Below are 23,135 nucleotides of genomic sequence, written 5' to 3' on the forward strand. Positions count from 1 at the left end.
CACCGCTTAAATCATTAAGTGGTGATTGTCGTTTTGGTCAGCTAACTAATCTTTAAGTCGATTAGCTTAATAGCTCTTTTGCTGTCTCAACAACGTTTTCTGTTGTGAAGCCAAACATCTTGAATAGCTCACCTGCGGGTGCAGACTCACCAAATGTTGTCATGCCGATAATACGACCATCTAAACCAACATACTTGTACCAGAAGTCAGCAATACCCGCTTCAATCGCAACACGTGCTGTTACGTCTGAAGGCAATACTGATTCACGGTATGCAGCATCTTGTGCATCAAATAACTCTGTTGCTGGCATTGAAACCACACGTACTTTATGACCTTCAGCCGTTAATTGTGCGTATGCTTCTGTTGCTAGCTCAACTTCAGAACCTGTTGCAATCAAGATTAGCTCTGGCTTGCCTTCACAATCTTTTAGGATGTAACCACCCTTTGTGATGTTCGCTACTTGCTCTGCATTACGATCTTGCTGTGCTAAATTTTGACGAGAGAAGATCAATGATGTTGGACCATCTTTACGTTCAATTGCATATTTCCAAGCAACGGCTGATTCAACTTGATCACATGGACGCCATGTGCTCATGTTTGGCGTTAAACGCAGTGAAGATACTTGCTCTACAGGTTGGTGTGTTGGACCATCTTCACCAAGACCGATTGAGTCATGGGTGTAAACCTGAATGTTCTGCACCTTCATTAGGGCAGCCATACGCATTGCATTACGCGCATATTCCATAAACATAAGGAATGTTGCACCGTAAGGAACAAAGCCACCGTGGAGTGCAATACCGTTCATGATCGCCGTCATACCGAATTCACGTACGCCGTAGTGGATATAGTTACCGGAGAAATCACCCGCTTCAAGTGATTTAGAACCTGACCACATGGTTAGGTTTGATGGAGCTAAATCCGCAGAACCACCCATAAATTCAGGTAAGATCTGACCAAATGCTTCTAATGCATTTTGTGAGGCTTTACGTGATGCGATATTCGCAGGGTTTGCTTGAAGATCTGCAATGATTTGTGTCGTTTTCTCTTCCCAAACTGCAGGAAGCTCACCATTTATACGACGCTTAAATTCAGCAGCTTCTGCTGGGTAAGCGGCTGCATACGCTGCAAACTTCTCATCCCATGCGGCTTCTTTCGCTGCGCCTGCGACTTTTGCATCCCACTCGCTATAGATATCAGCAGGAATTTCAAATGGGCCGTATTCCCAACCTAGAGCTTTGCGTGTTGCCGCGATCTCATCCGCACCAAGTGGCGCGCCGTGACAATCGTGTGTACCAGCTTTATTTGGTGAACCAAAACCGATGATCGTTTTCGCACAAATTAGTGTTGGACGAGGGTCAGCTTTTGCCGCTTCAATTGCTGCATTTAATGCATCGCTATCGTGACCATCAACCGCTGGAATAACGTGCCAACCGTAAGCTTCAAAACGCTTAGGGGTGTCGTCAGAGAACCAACCTTCAACTTCACCATCGATAGAGATACCATTGTCATCCCAGAATGCAATTAACTTGCCTAGACCTAACGTCCCAGCCAGTGAGCATGCTTCATGAGAGATACCTTCCATCAAACAGCCATCGCCCATGAACGTATACGTATAGTGATCAACGATATCATGACCGTCACGGTTAAACTGATCTGCCATCGCTTGTTCAGCAATTGCCATACCCACAGCATTAGTAATACCTTGACCTAATGGGCCAGTCGTTGTCTCAACACCTGGCGCATAACCGTACTCTGGGTGACCCGGCGTTTTTGAGTGTAGCTGACGGAAATTCTTTAAGTCATCAATTGATAGCTCGTAGCCTGTTAAATGAAGCAGTGAGTAAATCAACATTGAGCCATGGCCGTTAGATAGGATAAAACGGTCACGATCAGCCCAGTTCGGGTTTTGTGGGTTATGGTTCATGTGGCTACGCCATAACACTTCTGCGATATCAGCCATACCCATTGGTGCACCTGGGTGACCAGAGTTTGCTTTTTGTACTCCGTCCATGCTTAGTGCACGGATTGCATTTGCTAAAACCTTACGAGACGACATGTCTACTCCTGAGTAAAACTCTCTAAAAAGAAAATTGATGACATATTTATGTAAATAATTAGCTTCGTATTTAATTATTCATATTTTATTTTACGTATAAACATTCATAAACTCAATAGCTTAATGATTAACCAGCTAAACAAATAAAAAGCTAACACATTGATATAAAAGAAAATGGAAAATAACAGCTCAAACTAACATTACAATTTTTTATGTGTGATTGATCAAAAAAATTTGATTTTTTCACATTCAGAGTTAAAATAGACGTCTAGATGTCAGAACATCCAAAAATCACGTTTCTGACAATGACCTTATTTTTTGCACTCTAATAGTGGAGCTATTCATGGCTAATCATCTATTTACTTCTGAATCAGTATCAGAAGGCCATCCAGATAAAATCGCTGATCAGATCTCTGATGCAGTACTAGACGCAATTATTGCACAAGATCCAAAAGCACGAGTTGCGTGTGAGACATACGTTAAAACTGGTATGGTGATGGTAGGTGGTGAAATCACTACCTCTGCTTGGGTTGATATCGAAGAGCTAACACGTAAAACAGTTGCTGAAATTGGTTATACTCACTCAGATATGGGCTTTGATGCTAACTCTTGTGCCGTATTAAACACAATTGGTAAACAGTCTCCAGATATTAATCAAGGTGTTGATAAAGCAGATCCTAAAGAGCAGGGTGCCGGTGACCAAGGTATCATGTTTGGTTATGCGACTAACGAAACTGACGTATTAATGCCTGCACCAATTACGTACTCTCACCGTCTTGTACAGCGTCAAGCTGAAGTTCGTAAAAGCGGTACCTTAGAGTGGTTACGTCCAGATGCTAAAAGTCAGGTGACGTTTGCGTATGAGAATGGCCAAATTGCAGGTATCGATGCAGTTGTTTTATCAACTCAACATGCTGAATCTGTTTCTCTTGCTGACCTTAAAGAAGGGGTAATGGAAGAGATCATCAAACCAGTACTTCCATCAGAATGGTTAAAGAAAGAGACTAAATTCTTCATTAATCCAACCGGTCGTTTTGTTATCGGTGGCCCAATGGGTGACTGTGGTCTAACGGGTCGTAAGATTATCGTTGATACCTACGGCGGTGCAGCTCGTCACGGTGGCGGTGCATTCTCTGGTAAAGATCCATCAAAAGTTGACCGTTCAGCGGCTTATGCTGCACGTTATGTTGCAAAGAACATTGTTGCAGCAGGTCTAGCTGATCGTTGTGAAATCCAACTTTCTTACGCTATCGGCATTGCAGATCCAACATCAATCATGATTGAAACGTTTGGTACTGAAAAAGTTGCTCACAACATCATCATTGAAGCGGTACGTCAGCACTTTGATCTACGTCCATATGGTCTACAAGAGATGCTAAATCTTCTACAACCAATCTACCAGAAGACGGCTGCATACGGTCACTTTGGTCGCGAAGAGTTCCCTTGGGAAGCGACAGATAAAGCCGCGACACTACGTGCATTCGCTGGTCTATAATTATCGGTAAGTTGTCATTCATCATTTAATATTCAATGACAAAAAATCGATATATACCTAAAATAATTGGCGTTGCTAGTAGGCGGCAAGCAAGTGAGGCCCCATGAGTATAGCTGTACTCGAACGAGTGCAGCCAACAACCTAGCAACTTCAAGTATGAAGGGTATTAAGGGTGGCTTAGGCTGCCCTTTTTTATATCTGCTTGTCTCCCATCTTAATTGCCGTCTTTCTCACAACACCAAGCATTTGAAGTCTATTTTCGTTAATAAAAAAAGTGCTAAAAAATAAACGCTAAAAGGCAGATAACACAATAACCAAAAATGAAAATAAAATAGGCGCTATAATCCTCCCCTCAAGCATAAAAAATTAGAGTTTATTTAAGATAATGCCATCGTCTCCTAATCACCTCATAGACCATTCACTAACCCTCAATCAACAGCATTCATTGCAAAAAGTTGAACAGTGCCTGGGGCTGGTTAATCAAAAACTCAATTTGTCTTTACCTATGCCAAATGTTCAATTTAATCAAAGAGGAAAGATCGCGGGCACCGCTCATCTACAAAAGTGGGAAATCCGGCTCAATCCTATTTTATTAGCGGAAAACAGTACTGATTTTATCAAACAAGTGATCCCTCATGAAATTGCCCACCTCATCGCCTTTCACCTTTACGGTCGAGTTCGTCCTCATGGTCATCAGTGGCAATCAATTATGCGCGAGATTTTTCAGCTTGAACCTAAAACTACTCATAATTTTGATATTACCTCGCTACAAGGCAAGCTCTTTGATTATCAATGCCAATGTCAACAGCACCAATTAACTGTCCGTCGCCATAATTCTATCCAACGGCAGCAACGTCAATACCGATGCAGACAATGTGGTTGTGAACTGCAATGGCTCAAAAATAAGATCATCAATTAATAATCTAATTTTCTAATAAAAAATAGCAGCACAAACCTGACAACCCTTTAGGCTTAACCGTTAGCTTCAACATAAAAATAGGAAATACAAATCTAACAAGGGAGTTATGGATGAATTGGGATCTGATTTTTTTACTCTTTATTATATTTTCGGTTATTACGTTTGCAGTTTATGTTTTATTCATCAAGCAAAAACCATTAAACATAGCGGGTTACCCTTTATCTAAGTTGCAATTTTTAATATTAATCTTATTTATATTACTAATACCTTGCTATAGCTTATCGATTATCTTCAATCAAACCATCGATGTCTCATCTCCTCCTCAGGTACAACAAATCACCGTCATTGATAGTGAAAATCAAAATATTAAAGAGATTCAACAGCAATTACAGAAAGATCAAAATAATGGAGAGACTTGGAGCAAACTTGGCAGAGCCTATTATGATAATCAACAATTTAATAGTGCCTTGATGTCATTAAAACAGAGCCAAGAACTCACGGGAGAAAGAGTGGAGTCATTAACCTTAATGGCGGACATTTATTACTACCAGCAACAGAATAGTGAACAACTGGCAAAAACATTAATAGATAGAGCATTAACGTTAAACCCAAACTATTCAGCCGCGTTACAACTCAAAGCTAAAATTTTAATGCTAGAAGGGAATGATAAAGAGGCAATTGAGTTATGGTCTCAATTAATAGATCAACCAGAGTTTCCTCACCCAGTTCAAGAACAGTAGTGAAAGATCTGAGATAAAAAAGCCAATTTGACTCAACTCGAGGTCTCCCAAACTGGCTCTATTTCTAGTTAACAAATAACGATTTACTCATCATTATTCATTTGGGTAGCTTGCCTCACGCTCTTTTGCTTGCTTATCCCACTCAGTCGCCATCTCTTTTAAGAAAAGGTCTTTCTCTTTTTGCAGTTTATCCACATCTAAACCAACGACAACTTGCGCTTTCGCTTTGGTAGAAATATCCGGAATTTCAACTTCTCCCGTCACACCTTTCGTCGCTAAAAGACGAATAAGCGATGTTCTGGCATCTGTCGCCTTATCAATAGCGGTGCCTAGAAGTTGCAATCCAACTTGCGGAGCATGCATTGCGATACCATGAGAGGCGGTTGCATAGTCCCAACGCCACTGTGCATGACGAATATCCTGTAGAATCGGACTCATCTCATCCTCAGTTGCCCCAGCATCCCATGCGGCTTTTGCTTCAAAATGAGCTGCAATAATTTGCTTTTCAGCCAACATTTTTAACTCTGCAATACGTGCTTTTCTCTCTTTAAGCGTTGTTTGCATATACTCCTGATCTTGGTCATGACAATTGGCACAAGTGTTGTCAAAGTTTTCAATTGGGTTTTCTATGATCTTATGATTAGTAAACTCATCCCCCTTGTCATTGACCTCTTTTGGCATATGACAATCGATACAGGTCACATCATTTTTACCATGATTACCAAATATCCACGTTTCATACCCTGGATGTTGGGTTTTTAGCATTGGCGCTTTCGAGATTTTGTGCTGCCAATCGGCGAATTCAAGATTGTCATAATACTTCTCCATCGCCTCAGCCGTTAAACCTTCGTCCCAAGGAAACTTAACAAATCCCTTACGTTTGTCCGTTTTCTCAAAATAGTATTCAACATGACATTGAGCACAAACCATCGCACCTTTTGCAACTAAATCAGCTTTATCAAATGGTGTACCAATCGATTCAAACGCACGCTCAACATAAGGACGATTTATTGCTAACTCAGGCTCGTCACCAAATTTTTCACTGGCGGTATTATGGCAATCAGAACAACCAATTGAGTTAACGATCTCTTCTCCTTGGCTTGCCCATTTACCTGCAAAATAGCCATCTTCTCCTTTTTCAGCAATCACTCTTGCGACATCAGGGCTCTTACAGCTCCAACACGCCATCGGCATGGGTCCAGAATTTTTATCCACTGGCCCACCGGTACGTAATGTTTCCCTTAAATCGACAATAGAGTAGGCATGACCTCGTGCTTTATTGTAATCTTTTGCAAAGCCATAACCTGCCCACATAATGACATTATTCGGATTTTCCGCTAATGCATCCGTTATCTTTTCACTCTCTTTAGTTGCATCCCAGCTCTGATATTGCGAAACATGTGTCTCGGCAAATTGCTCGTTTCTTGGCTCAATCGCTGGTTTATTTGCCATAACAGCTCCAGAAATTAACAGGCCAGCGAAAAAAGCAACCAGACTAGCTGCACTTTTTCTATATTTAATCGTCACAATCATCACCTTTAATATTATTAATTAAAAACAATTTTAAAAATTCACAACCAACAAATAAGAGCGGTAAAAGATAAGGGTAATATTATAAAAACTTTTAAATACTGGTTGAGAAATAACTTAATCGCACAATCATTTATATATTGAATCAAGAAAAGATAAAACATATTATTTAAATTTCAAAAGTAACATTGATTATTATCATTTTGCTTTTATGTTTTATATTTAAAAAGAAATAAGAATAAATAAAACAAACAATAAATAATACAAACAAGCCGATTTAATGGTGACAAACTAGTAATAAAAATATAACTTATCGAATATCGTTCTCTTGCCTAATTTCAAAAGTGCTCTTATACGTATTATATAATCACACCGACTAAGGTATTAATATGATAATAATAAATAATGAATTAAAAAAACCGATATATTTAATCTTATTTCTTATATTTAGCTTTTTCTCTCTTCCTTCATTTGCCGATAACTCAAATACTCAGCCTCAAGAAACAATAATAAATAATAATTCAACAACAAGCACTTCCCCTGAAACCAATCGCATTGAAACTCAAGAACACGACTCAAAAATAACTGAAAAACAGCAAGCTAAAACACAATCAACAGAAGAGAAACAGAAAGGAACAGCACTAAATATAGCCAATAAATCAGTGGCAAAATGTGTCCGTTGCCACAAGAAATCTGGAGGTGGAAAATTAGAAGGTAATCATAAAGATGCATTTCAGTTAACCACTAAAAAAGGTGTGAACTGTATTGATTGTCACACTAAGCCAACAAAAATATCCACTCATCGACGTTCATCACCCAACGTTATCAAGTTCAATCAACAGCAACTCAAAGATCAAGCAAAGGGTTCAGCAGCATCCGATGAGAAATTGTCTCAAATATTCAAACAAAATGACCGTTGTATTCATTGTCATGAGCCACTTCAATTACAAAAAACGAACTGGACCCATGATGTTCATGGTAATAACTTAACTTGTAGCTCTTGTCATAAGATACACCCTAAAGATGATCCAGTAATACAGTTAAATAAAAAAGGAAAAATAGCGAGTTGTAAAGCTTGTCATCTAAAAAACTAACGATGATTACCGGTTAATCCTTAGTATTTAACATTTAAATACATACATCTAAAATAATTGGCGTTGATATTCAGCGAATCCAGAAGACAAGCTAGCAACTTCAAGTATGAAGAGTATAGAATAATAAGAGATAAAAAATCATGAATAAAAGCTTAATTAAAACCATCCCTCTTCTTATTGCAATTATCATTTCTTTATTATTATTAATTATATTTGTAATTTCAAATCGCCCAGAACTTTCTCCTCAGCAAAGCACTGCTATTCCTGACTTTAAATTAACCTCGCTCTACCAATCAGATGATTCTACATTAGATAGTCATACATTAGATAACACACTTTTTATTGGAGAGTGGCAACTCCTCAATGTCTGGGCATCTTGGTGCTCTACTTGTATTGCAGAACACCCTTTTTTAATGGAATTAAGCCAACAAGGTATTCCTATTATTGGCCTTAATCATCAAGATCTGAAAATGGATGCAAGACAGTTTTTAATTCAATTTGGCAATCCTTATCAAGAGATCATCTTTGATCCAAAAAGGGAGTTAACAGAAAAAATTGGCGTTTTCAGCACCCCTGAAAATTTTTTGATCAACCCTGACGGCGTGATTATTTACCATCATTCAGGTCTCCTTAATACTAAGATTTGGCGCAAATACTTTTTGCCTCACTTCTCTTCTCAAGATCAAACTCAAGAATAAACTATTGATGATATTACCTAGCTGTAACCTTGATACTTTCTTTATCTTTTTACTTTTGAGTCCCCTTCTTAACCTGCCGCTACTAGGTTGTTAATTTCTTTAGCCCCCTAGAAATATCCCCTTGAGACTTTGAAGCTACTAGGTTGTTGACTGCGTTCATTCGCCCCTATCAATACGGCTATACTCATGGTGTCTCACTCACTTGCTGCCTACTAGTAACGCCCATTATTTTAGGTATATATTATTAATTATAAATAACGATTAAACAATTCGTCACCTTTATCCTTAAAAGACTATAATTCGAAAGGTTTTGTGTGAACTCTTTCCAAAGTCATAATGATTTACAGTTATTGTCATAAGTAATATTGGAATCAAGTTCAAATATTTCAAGAAAATGTTAGGCTTGAATCTTATTGTAGTTAAGGAGAATTGCATGATGCGTTTAACCATTTTAGCTCTTTTATTGGCGATCCCTTCGCTTTCAGCTGTCGCCGCTCCACCTTCCTCTTTCAGTAAAGCCAAAAAGATTGCAATCAAGATCTATCAAGATCACCCAATAAGTTTTTATTGTGGTTGTGATATTGAGTGGCACGGTAAAAAAGGGGTTCCACAGTTTGACAGTTGTGGCTATGAAGTTCGTAAACAACTCAAGCGTGCCAGCCGTATTGAGTGGGAACATGTGATGCCAGCTTGGCAATTTGGTCATCAACGTCAATGCTGGCAAGATGGTGGGCGAAAAAATTGTGGCAAAACCGATCCTCAATTTAAATTTATGGAAGCCGACCTTCACAATCTCACACCCACAATTGGTGAAGTCAATGGGGATCGTTCTAACTATCGATTCAGTCAATGGCGTGGCAATAAAGGCGCCTTTTATGGTCAATGTGAAATGAAGGTTGATTTTAAACGCCGTCAAGCCGAGCCACCAGCAAGAGCAAGAGGTGCGGTTGCCCGTACTTATTTGTACATGGCCAAACAATATGACCTACAATTATCTAAAGCTCAACGTCAATTAATGAATGCGTGGGATAAAACCTACCCAGTTGATGCTTGGGAGTGTGAAAGAGATCGTAGAATTAAGAAAGTTCAAGGTAACAATAATCCCTTTGTTTTATCCGCTTGTGAGAAAGCAGGTTTATCAAGCTTCAATTAATGGTATCTTAATGCTCCTAATTAAAAAGTGGAAAACCACTTAAAAACCTATCCCTCAAAGCGCTTGGCGTTGCAAGTCAGTATGTAAGTGCAACACCAATCGCTCTTTGTATATGAGGGGAAATAACCGCGACTTATCAAGAAAGTGATATTAACGATGCGAATGCCTAGAATTTACCATCCAGAGTCATTAAAAAATCAGACTGACGTTCAATTAAGCGATGATGCTGCCAATCATGTCGGCAGAGTGCTCCGTATGCAAGTTGAACAACAAATTATGCTATTTGATGGTAGCCACTATCAATATCCCGCTATAATTACCGCGGTGAGTAAGAAATCTGTAAGCGTAAAAATCCTAGAATCAGTCGAGACATTTAATGAATCGCCACTTAATATCCACTTAGGGCAAGTTGTTTCTCGTGGTGATAAGATGGAATTCACAATCCAAAAAAGTGTTGAATTAGGCGTCAATACCATTACTCCATTGATTTCTGAACGTTGTGGCGTGAAATTAAACGCAGAACGTTTTGAGAAAAAATTACAACAATGGCAAAAAATTGCTATTGCTGCTTGTGAACAATCAGGCCGTAATGTTGTGCCAGAAATTCGTCCTATTATGAAACTTGAGGAGTGGTGTGCGGAACAAGATGATGCACTTAAGCTCAATTTACATCCAAGAGCAAAATATTCGATCAATACTTTACCTTCCCCTGATGGTAAGATCCGATTATTAATTGGCCCAGAAGGTGGTTTATCTGCCGAAGAGATCTCGATGACTGAGCAGTATCGGTTTGAAGAGACCTTATTAGGACCAAGAGTGTTACGAACGGAAACAGCCGCCATGACAGCAATTACCGCACTACAAGTCCGTTTTGGCGATTTAGGTTAATTTAGGAGAAACAAGAATGATCAAACTCGGTATCGTGATGGATCCCATTTCATCGATCAATATCAAGAAAGACTCAAGCTTTGCAATGATGCTAGAAGCGCAAAGTCGTGGTTGGGAAGTGCACTACATGGAGATGAGCGATCTCTCCCTAGAGCAAGGAAAGGCAACCGCTCGCACTCGCACTGTCACTTTAAAACAGGATCCTGACAACTGGTTTGAATTCACTTCAGAGCAAGAGATCGCACTTTCTGATCTTGATGCCGTATTAATGCGTAAAGATCCTCCGTTTGATACTGAGTATATCTACGCAACTTATATTCTTGAACGTGCTGAAATCGAAGGTGCGTTGATCGTTAATAAGCCGCAAAGTCTTCGTGATTGTAACGAGAAACTATTTACCGCATGGTTCCCAGAATTGACTCCGACGACGTTAGTTTCTCGTCGTGCTGACAAGATCAAAGCATTCCACCAGCAACACGGTGATATAATCTTAAAGCCCCTTGATGGCATGGGTGGCTCATCGATCTTCCGCGTGATGAAGGGTGATCCAAATGTCTCGGTAATTATCGAAACCCTAACGGCAATGGGTGAAAACTACTGTATGGCACAAACGTTTGTTCCTGATATTAGTAACGGTGACAAGCGTATCCTCGTGGTTGATGGCGAACCAATGCCATACTGCCTAGCTCGTATTCCAGCGAAAGGAGAAACTCGCGGTAATTTAGCAGCAGGTGGTCGCGGTGAAGCGCGTCCAATCAGCGAAACAGATCGTAAAATTGCAGAAACCGTTGCCCCAGTATTAAAAGAGAAAGGGTTAATTTTTGTCGGTCTTGATGTTATTGGCGATAAACTCACTGAAATCAACGTAACGAGTCCAACTTGTATCCGTGAAATTGAAGCAGCTTTTGATATCTCCATTACTGGGAAGTTAATGGATGCCATTGAGCGTCGCATTGCGAATCAATAAAGAACAAGATCAATAAGTAACAAGTTAGCGAAAATTTATTCAATTGCCCTAATAGCGTCTGCTGTTTGGGCAATCTCTCTCTTCTCTTCACCCTTCTCTTCTCTCCTACCGACTTTTAAACTCACTTTTTCACGCTAATTCAAGTAAATTATTCCAATTCGCCCTAAACCAAATAAACTCAGTCATACTTTAACTATACCCAAAGTAATTGGAGTTGCTAGCAGGCGGCAAGTGAATGAGGCCCCATGAGTATAGATTTTCTATATGATTGGGGCGAATGAATATCGCCAACAACCTAGCAACTTCAAGTATGAAGGGGATATCGAACTGAAAAATGGTCGCTAAACATAACACCAGAATATATTGACGCGATAACGACAAATAAAAAAGAGGCCATTTATATCCGTTCAGGAGAACCTGTTTTCAATCATCAAGGGAGTCTGTTATGAATTTAACCAATCATTTCTTAATCGCCATGCCAAGTATGGAAGATCCTGCATTTAAAAATAGCGTGGTTTATATTTGTGAGCATGATGAAAAGGGCGCAATGGGGATCACCATCAATCGCCCTATCAATATCTCCGTCAGTAATATGTTAGAGCAAGTCACCACCAGTAAACCTGTCTATAACGAAGCGTGTCACAATCTAGAGCAATCCGTTTTAAGTGGCGGACCTGTCGCCTCAGACCGAGGTTTTATTATTCATAATGCCGTTGATAGATTTGATTCAACGATGAAAGTTACCTCTTCGATATCAGTCACTACCTCAAAAGATATTTTAGAAACTCTAACGACAAATGATCAACCGACTCAATTTATTGTTGCATTGGGCTATTCGGGTTGGGATGCTGGACAATTAGAACAAGAGTTAGCAACAAATAGTTGGTTAACTATCAGCGCCGATCCTGATATTCTATTCAGTACTCCCATTGAGGAGAAATGGAAAGTTGCCATGAGTCAATTAGGCATAGATACCGTCAATTTATCATCTCAAGTAGGGCATGCATGAGCCAAGCTAGAACAATTATCGGATTCGATTACGGCACCAAAAGTATTGGTATTGCAGTCGGGCAAGAGTTAACAGGCACCGCTTCGCCATTAAAAGCGATCAAGGCACGAGATGGTATTCCAAATTGGGATCAGATCGAGCAAATATTAAAAGAGTGGCAACCAGATTTGATCGTTGTCGGTTTACCTACCGATCTCCACGGTAAAGATCTTGAAACCATTACGCCACGAGCTAAAAAATTTGCTAATCGTCTATTTGGTCGTTTCGGTTTTCCTGTCGAACTTCATGATGAACGATTATCAACCGTAGAAGCTCGATCGGAACTTTTTGACCGTGGTGGTTACAAAGCGTTAAGTAAAGGCAATGTTGATTGCCAATCAGCCGTCATTATTATTGAAAGCTGGTTTGAAAATCAGTATGGAGAGTAAACTTCTTCTCATTAATGCTTATTTACATCACTAGATAAAACCTATACAACAAAAAGTTAGATTAAATCCTATGTCAGTTATTCAAAGTAACATCTCAAACACGCTTACAGAAATTAAGCGATTGAGTGAAAAGTATCAACGTTCAGTAAATTCTGTTCAGCTTCTGGCGGTCAGTAAAACCAAACCTATCTCAGCGATTGAAGATGCGATTAACGCTGGACAGCAGCACTTTGGGGAAAACTACGTACAAGAAGGCGTAGAGAAAATTATCCATTTTACGACGGTAATAACTGACAACACCAAAAAGCCATTAACTTGGCACTTTATTGGCCCTATTCAGTCCAATAAAACCAAGCCGATTGCAGAAAATTTTGACTGGGTTCATTCCGTCGATCGACTAAAAATTGCCAAACGCCTTAGCGATCAACGTCCAGAGTCAATGCCTGCATTAAATATCTTAATTCAGGTTAACACCTGTCAAGAAGTGTCAAAGTCTGGTATTCACATTGATGAAATACCTGAATTAGCCAAAGAGATTGCAACACTACCTCATATTCAATTACGAGGGTTAATGGCGATTCCACAAGCAACCACTGATTATCAGCAACAACATCAACAGTTTTTAGCTCTATCTAATGCATTTTCAGAACTGCAACAGCACTACCCTTCTATTGATACTCTTTCAATGGGAATGAGTGGCGACATGGAAGCAGCCATAGAGACAGGAACGACGATGGTCAGAATTGGAACAGCTATTTTTGGTGCTCGAGATTACAGTAAATAAACCCCTAAAATAGTTGAAGTTATTAGTCAGTGCGGTAAGTGAATATTGCCCAGCCTCTAATAACATCAAGTAACAAGATATAACGCGACGAATAACCGTCATGAACCTTGGTGCCTAGCCCAAGAGAAACTATAGGAAAAGTCATGGAACAGAGAAAAATTGCCTTTATTGGCGCAGGGAATATGGCTAAATCGATCATTTCAGGTTTAGTGAATAGCGGTTATCCAAGTCAACTTATTACGACATCTAGTCCTAATCGAGCGAATCATCCTCAACTACAGCAACAGTTTGGTATTAATACTACTGATGATAACCATGATGCGGTCTTAGAGGCTGATGTGGTTGTCCTTGCCGTGAAACCTCAAATGATGGCTGACGTTTGCCAACCTTTCGCCAACATTGATATGAGAAATAAACTGATTATCTCTATTGCTGCGGGTGTCAGCTGTGGCCGCTTTAATCAACTCTTTAAAGCTGATTTAAATCTTGTTCGTGTGATGCCCAATACCCCATCATTACTTGGTGAAGGTATGAGTGGCCTTTTTGCAACAGAAAAGGTCAATAAAGCGGATCGTCTTTATACTGAAGACCTATTAAATGCCGTTGGTAAAAGCTGCTGGGTAGAACAAGAGAGCGAGATTAATAATATTATTGCCGCGGCAGGCAGCTCTCCTGCATATTTTTTCTTGTTTATGGAAGCAATGCAGAAGGAAGCTGAAAAATTAGGATTTGATCAACAAACAGCTCGTCTTCTTGTGCAACAATCCGCTTTAGGGGCTGCTCAGATGGTGATCCATAATCCAGATTTAGAGATCAGCACACTACGCCAGCAAGTGACATCGAAAGGTGGCGCGACCCATGAAGCAATCGAAGTTTTTAATCAACATCAACTTTCTGATACTGTAGCAGAAGCGATGCAAGCGGCCATTGTTCGTGCAGAGCAGATGGAAAAATTATTTTAATTAAAAATACCTTAAAGGGTGAACATGAACGCACTATTTTTTCTAATTAACACTGTATTTGACCTCTATCTTTTAGTGGTTTTACTTCGCTTATGGCTACAGTTTGCAAGAGCGGATTTCTATAATCCTTTCTCTCAATCGATTGTTAAAGTGACTCAACCTATTCTAGCGCCAATGCGTCGTTTTATTCCAAGTATTGGACGTTTCGATACCGCAACCTTTGTCTTAGCTTTTGTGGTTGCATTAGGTAAAATCTATCTCCTTCAAGCGGTTGCTGGAAATTACGTGGTGCCGTTTACCATGGCGAGCTTTATCGCGTTTGGAACGGTTATTAAACAAATTTTCCAAATGATTTTTTGGGTATTGATTATCCGTGCAATTTTAAGCTGGGTAAGTCAAGGTCGCAGCCCAATTGAATATGTAATGCACCAGCTAACAGAACCATTCTTAGGTCCAATTCGTCGCGTACTACCATCATTAGGTGGCTTAGATCTTTCTGTTCTAGTGGCTATTTTAGTCCTTCAGTTCTTACAGATTTTAGTCACTGATCTCTTTGGTCAGATCATGATGTAATGAGTGCGGTCACACGGAATCATCACGATCTTATATTACGACTCTATATTCAACCGAAAGCAAGTCGGGATAAGATCGTAGGTCTCCATAACAATGAGATAAAAGTGGCGATTACCGCTCCTCCTATTGATGGGAAAGCGAATAGCCATTTAACTAAATTTTTAGCGAAACAGTTCAAAGTTGCCAAAAGTAAACTGGTAATAGAAAAAGGCGAACTGGGTCGACATAAACAGATTCGAGTTATCGATCCACCAAGGATTCCTCCTGAGATTGCCGCTTATATTTCGGAATAAAGAGACAACTCTTGAAATAAAAGCGACCACTCGGAATAGAGCAGTACATTGACGATAAATTCAATCGACACACTTTTGCCATTAATTATCTCAGTGATTATTTTAGTCATTTCCCAGATAATTAATGGCGTTTTTAATTAACAATATCCCCAACATCACTCAAGTAAAAGGGTATATACCCAAAGTAACTGGGGTTGCTTGTCGGCTAACGAGTACAGTAATTACTGTTATCAACCTAACCAGCAGCTTCAAGTAAGAAGGGGATAAAGGAGTCATCATGACGCAAGTAGTCTTAGCAACAGGTAATCAAGGTAAAGTTAAAGAGATGGCAAACTTGCTTTCTGAGTTTGGTCTTAATGTGGTTGCACAAAGTGAATTTAATGTCTCATCAGTCGAAGAGACTGGCACGACCTTTATTGAAAATGCGATTATTAAAGCCCGCCATGCCGCTCAAGAGACAGGACTGGCAGCGATTGCAGATGACTCAGGGTTAGAAGTTGATTTTTTAAAAGGTGCCCCTGGAATTTACTCTGCACGCTTTGCTGGTGAAGGTAGCAGTGATCTTGAAAATCTAGAGAAGCTATTAACCGAACTACATGGCGTTCCAGCTGAACAACGTACCGCACGCTTCCATTGCGTTCTGGTTTACATGGAACATGCAGCCGATCCAACACCGATTGTCTGCCATGGCGTATGGGAAGGCGCTATTACCGAACAACCCAATGGTGAAAATGGTTTTGGTTATGATCCTGTCTTTTGGGTTGCAAGCCATCACTGTAGCTCTGCGCAACTTCCCCCTGAAGTCAAAAAACAGTTATCTCATCGAGGACAGGCACTGCAGACATTATTTGGCCACCTAAAGGGCAAGCTATGATTCAACCACCGCCGCTAAGTCTCTATGTTCACATCCCTTGGTGTGTGCAAAAGTGCCCTTATTGTGACTTTAATTCTCACGCTTTAAAGAGTGATCTGCCTGAATTAGATTATATTGATGCGCTGCTCGACGATCTCCAACAAGATTTGACTCGTTACGATTTACAAGACGATCACCGCTTACTTCACTCGATCTTTATTGGTGGTGGAACGCCAAGCTTGATCTCTCCTGAAGAGATTGGTCGTCTATTAAAAGGGATTGAAGCGTTGATTCCTTTTGAAGATAATATCGAGATCACCATGGAGGCAAACCCCGGCACAGTTGAAGCCGAACGTTTTCATCGCTATCAACAGCATGGTGTGACACGAATTTCTATTGGCGTTCAAAGCTTTGAGCAAGAAAAATTAACCGCCCTTGGTCGTATTCATGGCCCAGAGGAAGCGATCAAGGCAGCTAAACTGGCTCATCAAGGTGATCTAACTAGCTTTAACTTGGATCTGATGCATGGCTTACCCAATCAGAGTGCTAAACAAGCGCTTTCTGATCTTCAACAAGCAATAGATCTTAATCCTCCACACCTATCTTGGTACCAGCTAACCATCGAGCCTAACACCCTATTCTATTCAAAGCCGCCCACTTTGCCAGATGATGATGATCTATGGGATATCTTTGAATTAGGCGATAAGTTACTGACTGATGCGGGCTATCAGCAGTATGAAACCTCAGGTTATAGTAAACCCGGTTACCAATGTCGCCATAATCTCAATTACTGGCGTTTTGGTGACTACCTCGGGATCGGTTGTGGTGCTCATGGTAAGATTAGTTTTGCTAATGGCGAGATCATCCGCACGGTAAAAGTGAAACATCCACGTGGTTATCTTGAGCCAAATAAAGCTTACTTAGCGCATCAAAATGACGTTGCGAATAAAGAACGCCCTTTTGAGTTCTTTATGAATCGTTTTAGGTTATTGGAACCTTGTCCCAAAGCTGATTTTAGTGCAACAACGGGCTTACCATTAACCATGGTGGAAGATGCAATCGAACAAGCGATTGAGCAGAAATTAATTGCTGATTTAGGGGATAGTTGGCAGATCACCGCTCATGGAAAACTGTTTTTAAATGACCTATTGAGTCTGTTTCTTGCAGCAGATGAAGAGTAGAGATAACCTAAGAGTTTCTCTCTCTATTTGAAATTTATAGAGTTGGCACTATAAAGTAAATAGTACTAACTCTATATCTTCTGATTTGATCAATGTTTTTAAATATACCCTTCTTACTTACCGCCTACTCGCAACTCCAATGACTTTAGGTATAGATTAAACACTTAGAAAATAGAACGCCCAATACGCTGCGCCAGTTTCTCTAAAATCATGGTTCCGGCTAATGAGTTTCCTGAAGGATCTAATTCCGGAGACCAAACTGCAATCGTCATCTCTCCTGGTACAATCGCAATAATACCGCCACCGACACCAGATTTCCCCGGCATTCCGACGCGATAAGCAAACTCTCCAGCACCATCATACAAGCCACAAGTCGCCAATAGTGCATTAACCTGCTTAGTTTGAGTTGCTGATATCATTCTCTCTTCAGAACCAACACAAACGCCTTTATTAGCAAGATAAGAGAAGGTTTTGGCTAAATCTGTACAGCTCATTCGTAGCGCACAAAAATGAAAATAATTTTGTAAAACAGGGAGCACTTCATTACTGAAATTACCAAAAGATCGCATTAAATATGCAATAGAGGCATTACGATCACTGTGTTCCATTTCAGAAGCGGCAACTACACGATCATAGCTAATTTTTGGATCTTGCGCTAACTTACGCACCAACTCAAGCATAATATGTCTAGGGGCTGCTAGTCGACTTTGTAATAAGTCACACACCACCAACGCACCCGCATTGATAAAAGGGTTTCGAGGGATCCCGCGCTCCATTTCAATCTGAATCAAAGAATTAAAGGCATGGCCAGATGGTTCTTTTCCTACTCGTTTCCAGATTTCATCCGGTTCATAAATAGTCATCGCTAAAGTTAAGCTTAATGCCTTAGATATCGATTGAATAGAAAATAGTTCATTCGCGTCTCCAGCTTCAAAGAGTTCACCGGCATTGGTATAAACGGCGACACCCAGTTTATTCGCAGAAACTTGAGCTAATGCGGGAATGTAATCAGCGACTTTCCCTTGACCAATAAGAGGACGAGCTTCATCGACGATCTCTTGCAGCAACTCAGATGTTAATTTCATTTCCTACCCTCTAGCGAGACAATAGCTTTAATATCAGATATATAAAAAGGAATTTAAATAGATGAAAAGTATAAAAATTTATATCATGATCTTGTCAGACAAAAAAGCCAGCGTCATGCTGGCTCTTAATATTGATGCTCAGTAAACTAATTGTAGCCCATACTCATCACAATTGGAGTGGCTAAATTAGCTATTTGATTACCGTCTTGTCTTACTCTGTTCGAGCAAATTTAATATCCCAAACACCATGACCTAAACGATGTCCACGCTGTTCAAATTTAGTCAACGGACGATCATCTGGACGAGGGATATAGTCACCATCTGTCGAAATATTACGGTAGCCCGGCGCAACATTCATCACTTCGATCATATGCTCGGCGTAGTTTTCCCAATCTGTAGCCATATGGAAAACACCACCAATGGCAAGTTTTGAACGGATCATCTCAGCAAAATGCGCTTGAACGATACGACGCTTATGGTGACGCTTTTTATGCCATGGGTCAGGGAAGAACAGTTGTAAAGTCGCTAGGCTCTGTTCTGGAATCATCTTCTCGAAAACTTCAACAGCATCGTGACACATCACGCGTAAATTAGTCACACCCGCATCACGAGCCGCCATTAGACAAGCTCCTACACCCGGTGTATGAACTTCGATACCGACAAAGTTTTTCTCAGGGCTATTTTTTGCCATCTCAACCAGAGACGCACCCATACCAAAACCAATTTCAAGAACAACTGGATTATTGTTACCAAAAACCGAGTTCCAATCTAAACGCTGATCTGAGTAATCAAGACCCATTGTATCCCAGCACTCATTCATTGCTTGTTCTTGGCCTTTGGTTAGACGACCTTCACGACGGACAAAGCTACGTATTTTACGTATTACTTTACCCTCTTCTGTTACTTCATTGTTCGTTACTTCAGACATAAAATTGTTGCCCATTTAAAATAGAGGAAAACCTAAGCAGATCGCGCATTATCCAAAAATTTGTCAAAGGTGCAACCCTAGCATTGCTCAAAAGCCTGCTTTATGCTGCAATCATACCATCATAACTATTAATAATAGTGGGAAGCAGTGAATTCTACAGTAAAAAATAACAGTTTTTCAGACCGTATCTTAACTTGGTATGAGCAGTATGGGCGAAAAACCCTCCCTTGGCAGCAAGAGAAATCCTCTTATCATGTATGGCTATCAGAGGTGATGTTGCAACAGACCCAAGTCGCCACCGTTATCCCCTATTTTAACAACTTTCTTGCTAAATTCCCGACGATTACTGATCTGGCCAATGCGGATCAAGACGAAGTTTTACACCTTTGGACTGGGCTTGGTTATTATGCTAGAGCGCGTAATCTCCATAAAACAGCGATAACGATCCGCGATCAACATCAAGGACTATTTCCCACTGATTTTGAACAGGTTTTAGCATTATCAGGGATTGGGCGTTCGACGGCAGGGGCAATTTTATCTCTCTCTCAGAAGCAGCCTTATGCTATTTTAGACGGCAATGTAAAACGGGTGCTGGCGCGTCACTTTGCTGTTGAGGGTTGGCCGGGGAAAAAGGCGGTTGAAAATCAATTATGGCAACATGCTGAAGAGTTAACACCAAAGACTGAAGTTGAAAAATATAATCAAGCAATGATGGATATGGGGGCGATGATCTGTACCCGATCGAAACCTAAATGCCAGCTCTGCCCTATTGCTACCACTTGCCAAGCCAATGCAGAATCTCGTCAATTAGATTTTCCGGGGAAAAAGCCCAAGAAAATCACTCCCGAGAAACAGGCATACTTTTTAATTATAAAATACCAAGATCAAGTCTGGTTAGAACAGCGCCCTCCTGTCGGTTTATGGGGCGGATTATGGTGCTTTCCTGAAACGGAGAAAGACGTTGATCAGCTAATCAATCGTAAAATTAGCTCAAATATTCACTATAGTAAAAAACAGTTGATTGCATTTAGACATACTTTTAGCCATTTCCACCTCGATATCATACCAATATTAGTGGAAGTGGAACAACAACCGTCAGTAGTGATGGAAGCCAACGTAGGGATTTGGTATAACTTAACTCAACCACCAGAAATTGGCTTAGCTACACCAGTACAGCGGTTATTAACCTCTCTGCTACTTGAGTCGAACTAAACTGTTTATCCCCTTCTTACTTGAAGCTGCTAGGTTGTTGACGGCGTTCATTCGCCCCAATTATATAGAACATCTATACTCATGGGGTCTCTTTCACTTATCGCCTACTAGCAACTCCAATTACTTTGGGTATACTTGAAATTATTTATTAGAAACATTCGGATCCAAAGGATCAATAAACGTTAAAATCAAATTGGGAGAAAGATTATGAGTCGCACGGTTTTTTGTGCTCGTTTAAAGAAAGATGCTGACGGTCTAGATTTTCAACTTTATCCAGGCGAGTTAGGTAAACGTATTTATGACAATATTTCTAAAGAAGCATGGGCTGAATGGCAGAAAAAACAGACTATGCTTATAAATGAAAAGAAATTAAATATGATGGATCCTGAGCATCGTAAACTATTAGAATCCGAAATGGTGAGTTATCTTTTCGAAGGTCAGGATGTCGTAATTGATGGCTATACTCCGCCATCTGAATAAGATGAAAGGACGAAATAACGGTTGTTCTGCAACCGTTTTATATTATGAGAAGATTATTACTACTAGTAACGATCCTACTACTCAATAGCTGTAGTCGAGAAACCGTTTCAAACCTCTATGACGTTGACTACGCTCCAACAAATCGCTTCGCTAAAAACCTCGCTCCGACTCCCCCTCCCGGACAATATGAAAAAGATCTTGATGCTCTTGACCGCTTAGTTCAATCCTTTTCAGGTGAGATCCGTCAACGTTGGGGTGATAATAATGTCCTTATTGCAGGAAAACGAGACTATGTAAAATATACCGATGATTACCAAAGTCGCTCTCATGTCGACTTTGAACGGGGTGTTATCACTATTGAAACCGTCGCAACAACAGAGCCAAAAGAGCATTTAAAACAAGCAATTGCCACAACCCTCCTCACGCCGTACAACCCTGCTGACGTTGATCTATTTAGTGCATCTTCAATCAAATTAGAAGGGACGCCTTTCTTACTTGGGCAAGTTGTCGATCAAGATGGAAAAACCATTACTTGGTCTTGGCGAGCTGCCCGCTTTGCTGATTACTTAATAAGTCATAAACTCAAAACTAAAGCAATTCGTTATCAAAAAGCCTTCTATGTTGAAATTCCGATGATTAAAGATCATTACAATCAGCGTCGCTATCAATATGCCAACATTGTCAAAAGTGCTTCGAGAAAATATGGGATTGCTGAAGATCTCATCTATGCGATTATCAAAACAGAAAGCAGCTTTAATCCTTATGCAGTGAGCCATGCAAATGCTTATGGATTAATGCAAGTGGTACCAAAAACGGCTGGACGTGATGTTTTTAAGTTAGTAAAAAAACGTTCAGGACAACCCTCTCCTCAATATCTTTTCGACCCCGCTAACAATATTGATACCGGAACCGCTTACTTTTACATCCTAAAAAATCGCTATTTAAAGAAGATTAGCGATCCTATTTCTCTCGAATACAGCATGATTTCCGCTTATAACGGCGGCGCAGGTAATGTATTAAAGACCTTTCATCGAACAAATCGATCTCGTGCGATGAACAATTTGAACAGTTTACAACCAAATCAGGTCTACTGGGCTCTCACTAAAAAGCATCCATCGGCAGAATCTCGTCGATATTTACAAAAAGTAAAAAAGTATCAACGAGAGTTTTAAATCAAAATCAGCTAAATTATTGAGAGAAAATGGTTCTTTTTTCCCCTTTTTGCATGTAAAAGCAACAAACAACATAAAAAATGAAAAAAAAACAAGAAAAGTGTTGACGAATAACCAGAAAATCCGTTTAATAGCGCCTCGTTAGCCCGGATAGCTCAGTCGGTAGAGCAGGGGATTGAAAATCCCCGTGTCGGTGGTTCGATTCCGCCTCCGGGCACCATATTTTAGGTGCTTGATGAAAATCAGACATCTTAGGATAATTCCCCTTTAGTTCAGTTGGTAGAACGGCGGACTGTTAATCCGTATGTCGCTGGTTCAAGTCCAGCAAGGGGAGCCAAATAGTGTTGCTAAGTTAACCCTTAGTAATCAGAGATATGTGCCGACTTAGCTCAGTAGGTAGAGCAACTGACTTGTAATCAGTAGGTCACCAGTTCGACTCCGGTAGTCGGCACCATTCTTTAGCAAACGTTGTGGAAGTACTATTTATAGTGATAAAACAACATTGCGAAAAGTTAGATTTAATTATCTACTTTTTGCCTCGATAGCTCAGTCGGTAGAGCAGGGGATTGAAAATCCCCGTGTCGGTGGTTCGATTCCGCCTCGAGGCACCATATTTTAGGTGTTTGATGGAAATC

The 23,135-nt window shown here is 40.2% G+C and carries 23 protein-coding genes and 4 tRNA genes; 23 read left to right on the top strand and 4 right to left on the bottom strand.

Annotated elements, in window-relative coordinates:
- Positions 1-61 precede the first annotated feature (61 nt).
- Positions 62-2,056 carry a transketolase gene (tkt, locus tag L0B53_RS05540; RefSeq protein ID WP_235061149.1) on the bottom strand — a complete coding sequence of 665 codons (1,995 nt, stop codon included), beginning with the start codon at positions 2,054-2,056 and terminating at the stop codon, positions 62-64.
- Positions 2,057-2,399: 343 nt separating this feature from the next.
- On the opposite strand from tkt, the gene metK reads away from it, so the two are divergent.
- The 3 genes from metK (at position 2,400) to L0B53_RS05555 (ending at position 5,210) form a co-directional block, all read left to right on the top strand.
- A complete protein-coding gene (gene metK, locus L0B53_RS05545; protein WP_235061150.1) occupies positions 2,400-3,551 on the top strand; it encodes a methionine adenosyltransferase in 1,152 nt (383 codons plus the stop codon).
- A gap of 385 nt (positions 3,552-3,936) precedes the next feature.
- Positions 3,937-4,470: a SprT family zinc-dependent metalloprotease gene (locus L0B53_RS05550; RefSeq protein ID WP_235061151.1), complete on the top strand. Its 534-nt coding sequence runs from the start codon at positions 3,937-3,939 to the stop codon at positions 4,468-4,470.
- Between the two features lie 110 nt (positions 4,471-4,580).
- Complete coding sequence (locus L0B53_RS05555; RefSeq protein ID WP_235061152.1) at positions 4,581-5,210, top strand: hypothetical protein; 630 nt, start codon at positions 4,581-4,583, stop codon at positions 5,208-5,210.
- 93 nt (positions 5,211-5,303) lie between these two features.
- Here the strand turns inward: L0B53_RS05555 and nrfA are convergent, their stop codons facing one another.
- Positions 5,304-6,737, bottom strand: a complete 1,434-nt coding sequence (gene nrfA, locus L0B53_RS05560) for an ammonia-forming nitrite reductase cytochrome c552 subunit (protein ID WP_409202820.1) — start codon at positions 6,735-6,737, stop codon at positions 5,304-5,306.
- Positions 6,738-7,129: 392 nt separating this feature from the next.
- Between nrfA and L0B53_RS05565 the strand changes: the two genes are divergently transcribed.
- The 13 genes from L0B53_RS05565 (at position 7,130) to hemW (ending at position 17,623) form a co-directional block, all read left to right on the top strand.
- On the top strand, positions 7,130-7,834 hold the full coding sequence (locus L0B53_RS05565) for a multiheme c-type cytochrome (protein WP_235061153.1): 705 nt from the start codon (positions 7,130-7,132) through the stop codon (positions 7,832-7,834).
- Between the two features lie 140 nt (positions 7,835-7,974).
- Positions 7,975-8,532, top strand: a complete 558-nt coding sequence (locus L0B53_RS05570; RefSeq protein WP_235061154.1) for a DsbE family thiol:disulfide interchange protein — start codon at positions 7,975-7,977, stop codon at positions 8,530-8,532.
- Between the two features lie 433 nt (positions 8,533-8,965).
- Positions 8,966-9,685: a deoxyribonuclease I gene (gene endA, locus L0B53_RS05575; protein WP_235061155.1), complete on the top strand. Its 720-nt coding sequence runs from the start codon at positions 8,966-8,968 to the stop codon at positions 9,683-9,685.
- Between the two features lie 156 nt (positions 9,686-9,841).
- Positions 9,842-10,573 (top strand): 16S rRNA (uracil(1498)-N(3))-methyltransferase, encoded by a 732-nt coding sequence (gene rsmE, locus L0B53_RS05580; RefSeq protein ID WP_235061156.1) that lies wholly within the window; start codon positions 9,842-9,844, stop codon positions 10,571-10,573.
- A 16-nt stretch (positions 10,574-10,589) separates the two neighbouring features.
- Positions 10,590-11,540: a glutathione synthase gene (gene gshB / locus L0B53_RS05585; RefSeq protein WP_235061157.1), complete on the top strand. Its 951-nt coding sequence runs from the start codon at positions 10,590-10,592 to the stop codon at positions 11,538-11,540.
- A gap of 445 nt (positions 11,541-11,985) precedes the next feature.
- Complete coding sequence (locus L0B53_RS05590; protein ID WP_235061158.1) at positions 11,986-12,549, top strand: YqgE/AlgH family protein; 564 nt, start codon at positions 11,986-11,988, stop codon at positions 12,547-12,549.
- Positions 12,546-12,977, top strand: coding sequence for a Holliday junction resolvase RuvX (gene ruvX, locus L0B53_RS05595; RefSeq protein ID WP_235061159.1), 432 nt, complete (start codon positions 12,546-12,548; stop codon positions 12,975-12,977). Before L0B53_RS05590 ends, ruvX begins: the two co-directional genes overlap by 4 nt.
- 70 nt (positions 12,978-13,047) lie before the next feature.
- Positions 13,048-13,761 (top strand): YggS family pyridoxal phosphate-dependent enzyme, encoded by a 714-nt coding sequence (locus tag L0B53_RS05600; RefSeq protein WP_235061160.1) that lies wholly within the window; start codon positions 13,048-13,050, stop codon positions 13,759-13,761.
- 143 nt (positions 13,762-13,904) lie between these two features.
- Positions 13,905-14,723, top strand: a complete 819-nt coding sequence (proC, locus tag L0B53_RS05605; protein WP_235061161.1) for a pyrroline-5-carboxylate reductase — start codon at positions 13,905-13,907, stop codon at positions 14,721-14,723.
- Between the two features lie 24 nt (positions 14,724-14,747).
- Complete coding sequence (locus tag L0B53_RS05610) at positions 14,748-15,296, top strand: YggT family protein (RefSeq protein WP_235061162.1); 549 nt, start codon at positions 14,748-14,750, stop codon at positions 15,294-15,296.
- Positions 15,296-15,589: a DUF167 family protein YggU gene (gene yggU, locus L0B53_RS05615; RefSeq protein ID WP_235061163.1), complete on the top strand. Its 294-nt coding sequence runs from the start codon at positions 15,296-15,298 to the stop codon at positions 15,587-15,589. The genes L0B53_RS05610 and yggU overlap by 1 nt, the downstream gene beginning before the upstream one ends.
- A gap of 277 nt (positions 15,590-15,866) precedes the next feature.
- Positions 15,867-16,463, top strand: a complete 597-nt coding sequence (locus L0B53_RS05620; RefSeq protein ID WP_235061164.1) for an XTP/dITP diphosphatase — start codon at positions 15,867-15,869, stop codon at positions 16,461-16,463.
- The gene (hemW, locus tag L0B53_RS05625; protein ID WP_235061165.1) at positions 16,460-17,623 is read left to right on the top strand and encodes a radical SAM family heme chaperone HemW; all 1,164 of its coding nucleotides are present in this window, start codon (positions 16,460-16,462) and stop codon (positions 17,621-17,623) included. The genes L0B53_RS05620 and hemW overlap by 4 nt, the downstream gene beginning before the upstream one ends.
- A 164-nt stretch (positions 17,624-17,787) precedes the next feature.
- On the opposite strand, the gene glsB is transcribed toward hemW, so the two are convergent.
- Both glsB and trmB read right to left on the bottom strand, forming a co-directional pair.
- Entirely contained in the window at positions 17,788-18,708 is a 921-nt protein-coding gene (gene glsB / locus L0B53_RS05630) for a glutaminase B (protein WP_235061166.1), read from the bottom strand.
- A gap of 211 nt (positions 18,709-18,919) precedes the next feature.
- Entirely contained in the window at positions 18,920-19,636 is a 717-nt protein-coding gene (gene trmB, locus L0B53_RS05635) for a tRNA (guanosine(46)-N7)-methyltransferase TrmB (RefSeq protein ID WP_235061167.1), read from the bottom strand.
- Positions 19,637-19,783: 147 nt separating this feature from the next.
- Between trmB and mutY the strand changes: the two genes are divergently transcribed.
- From mutY to L0B53_RS05670, 7 genes are all read left to right on the top strand, one after another.
- The gene (mutY, locus tag L0B53_RS05640) at positions 19,784-20,848 is read left to right on the top strand and encodes an A/G-specific adenine glycosylase (protein ID WP_235061168.1); all 1,065 of its coding nucleotides are present in this window, start codon (positions 19,784-19,786) and stop codon (positions 20,846-20,848) included.
- A 207-nt stretch (positions 20,849-21,055) separates the two neighbouring features.
- Complete coding sequence (locus tag L0B53_RS05645; RefSeq protein WP_235061169.1) at positions 21,056-21,328, top strand: oxidative damage protection protein; 273 nt, start codon at positions 21,056-21,058, stop codon at positions 21,326-21,328.
- Positions 21,329-21,372: 44 nt separating this feature from the next.
- The gene (gene mltC / locus L0B53_RS05650) at positions 21,373-22,500 is read left to right on the top strand and encodes a membrane-bound lytic murein transglycosylase MltC (RefSeq protein WP_235061170.1); all 1,128 of its coding nucleotides are present in this window, start codon (positions 21,373-21,375) and stop codon (positions 22,498-22,500) included.
- A 144-nt stretch (positions 22,501-22,644) separates the two neighbouring features.
- Positions 22,645-22,720 (top strand) — tRNA-Phe (locus tag L0B53_RS05655).
- A gap of 41 nt (positions 22,721-22,761) precedes the next feature.
- Positions 22,762-22,837, top strand: a tRNA-Asn gene (locus L0B53_RS05660).
- A 41-nt stretch (positions 22,838-22,878) separates the two neighbouring features.
- Positions 22,879-22,954, top strand: a tRNA-Thr gene (locus tag L0B53_RS05665).
- A gap of 81 nt (positions 22,955-23,035) precedes the next feature.
- A tRNA-Phe gene (locus tag L0B53_RS05670) sits at positions 23,036-23,111 on the top strand.
- Positions 23,112-23,135: the final 24 nt, after the last annotated feature.

It is taken from the genome of Vibrio sp. SS-MA-C1-2, from assembly GCF_021513135.1.
Taxonomy (GTDB): Bacteria; Pseudomonadota; Gammaproteobacteria; order Enterobacterales; family Vibrionaceae.

What these genes read in the sequence shown, in the direction of transcription:
- L0B53_RS05550 (WP_235061151.1), top strand. Translation starts at nt 3,937, where the DNA reads ATGCCATCGTCTCCTAATCACCTCATAGACCATTCACTAACCCTCAAT.
- proC (WP_235061161.1), top strand. Translation starts at nt 13,905, where the DNA reads ATGGAACAGAGAAAAATTGCCTTTATTGGCGCAGGGAATATGGCTAAA.
- L0B53_RS05555 (WP_235061152.1), top strand. Translation starts at nt 4,581, where the DNA reads ATGAATTGGGATCTGATTTTTTTACTCTTTATTATATTTTCGGTTATT.
- L0B53_RS05645 (WP_235061169.1), top strand. Translation starts at nt 21,056, where the DNA reads ATGAGTCGCACGGTTTTTTGTGCTCGTTTAAAGAAAGATGCTGACGGT.
- L0B53_RS05600 (WP_235061160.1), top strand. Translation starts at nt 13,048, where the DNA reads ATGTCAGTTATTCAAAGTAACATCTCAAACACGCTTACAGAAATTAAG.
- gshB (WP_235061157.1), top strand. Translation starts at nt 10,590, where the DNA reads ATGATCAAACTCGGTATCGTGATGGATCCCATTTCATCGATCAATATC.
- L0B53_RS05570 (WP_235061154.1), top strand. Translation starts at nt 7,975, where the DNA reads ATGAATAAAAGCTTAATTAAAACCATCCCTCTTCTTATTGCAATTATC.
- mltC (WP_235061170.1), top strand. Translation starts at nt 21,373, where the DNA reads ATGAGAAGATTATTACTACTAGTAACGATCCTACTACTCAATAGCTGT.
- metK (WP_235061150.1), top strand. Translation starts at nt 2,400, where the DNA reads ATGGCTAATCATCTATTTACTTCTGAATCAGTATCAGAAGGCCATCCA.
- trmB (WP_235061167.1), bottom strand. Translation starts at nt 19,636, where the DNA reads ATGTCTGAAGTAACGAACAATGAAGTAACAGAAGAGGGTAAAGTAATA.
- L0B53_RS05590 (WP_235061158.1), top strand. Translation starts at nt 11,986, where the DNA reads ATGAATTTAACCAATCATTTCTTAATCGCCATGCCAAGTATGGAAGAT.
- tkt (WP_235061149.1), bottom strand. Translation starts at nt 2,056, where the DNA reads ATGTCGTCTCGTAAGGTTTTAGCAAATGCAATCCGTGCACTAAGCATG.
- endA (WP_235061155.1), top strand. Translation starts at nt 8,966, where the DNA reads ATGATGCGTTTAACCATTTTAGCTCTTTTATTGGCGATCCCTTCGCTT.
- hemW (WP_235061165.1), top strand. Translation starts at nt 16,460, where the DNA reads ATGATTCAACCACCGCCGCTAAGTCTCTATGTTCACATCCCTTGGTGT.
- yggU (WP_235061163.1), top strand. Translation starts at nt 15,296, where the DNA reads ATGAGTGCGGTCACACGGAATCATCACGATCTTATATTACGACTCTAT.
- L0B53_RS05610 (WP_235061162.1), top strand. Translation starts at nt 14,748, where the DNA reads ATGAACGCACTATTTTTTCTAATTAACACTGTATTTGACCTCTATCTT.
- L0B53_RS05565 (WP_235061153.1), top strand. Translation starts at nt 7,130, where the DNA reads ATGATAATAATAAATAATGAATTAAAAAAACCGATATATTTAATCTTA.
- L0B53_RS05620 (WP_235061164.1), top strand. Translation starts at nt 15,867, where the DNA reads ATGACGCAAGTAGTCTTAGCAACAGGTAATCAAGGTAAAGTTAAAGAG.
- glsB (WP_235061166.1), bottom strand. Translation starts at nt 18,708, where the DNA reads ATGAAATTAACATCTGAGTTGCTGCAAGAGATCGTCGATGAAGCTCGT.
- rsmE (WP_235061156.1), top strand. Translation starts at nt 9,842, where the DNA reads ATGCGAATGCCTAGAATTTACCATCCAGAGTCATTAAAAAATCAGACT.
- ruvX (WP_235061159.1), top strand. Translation starts at nt 12,546, where the DNA reads ATGAGCCAAGCTAGAACAATTATCGGATTCGATTACGGCACCAAAAGT.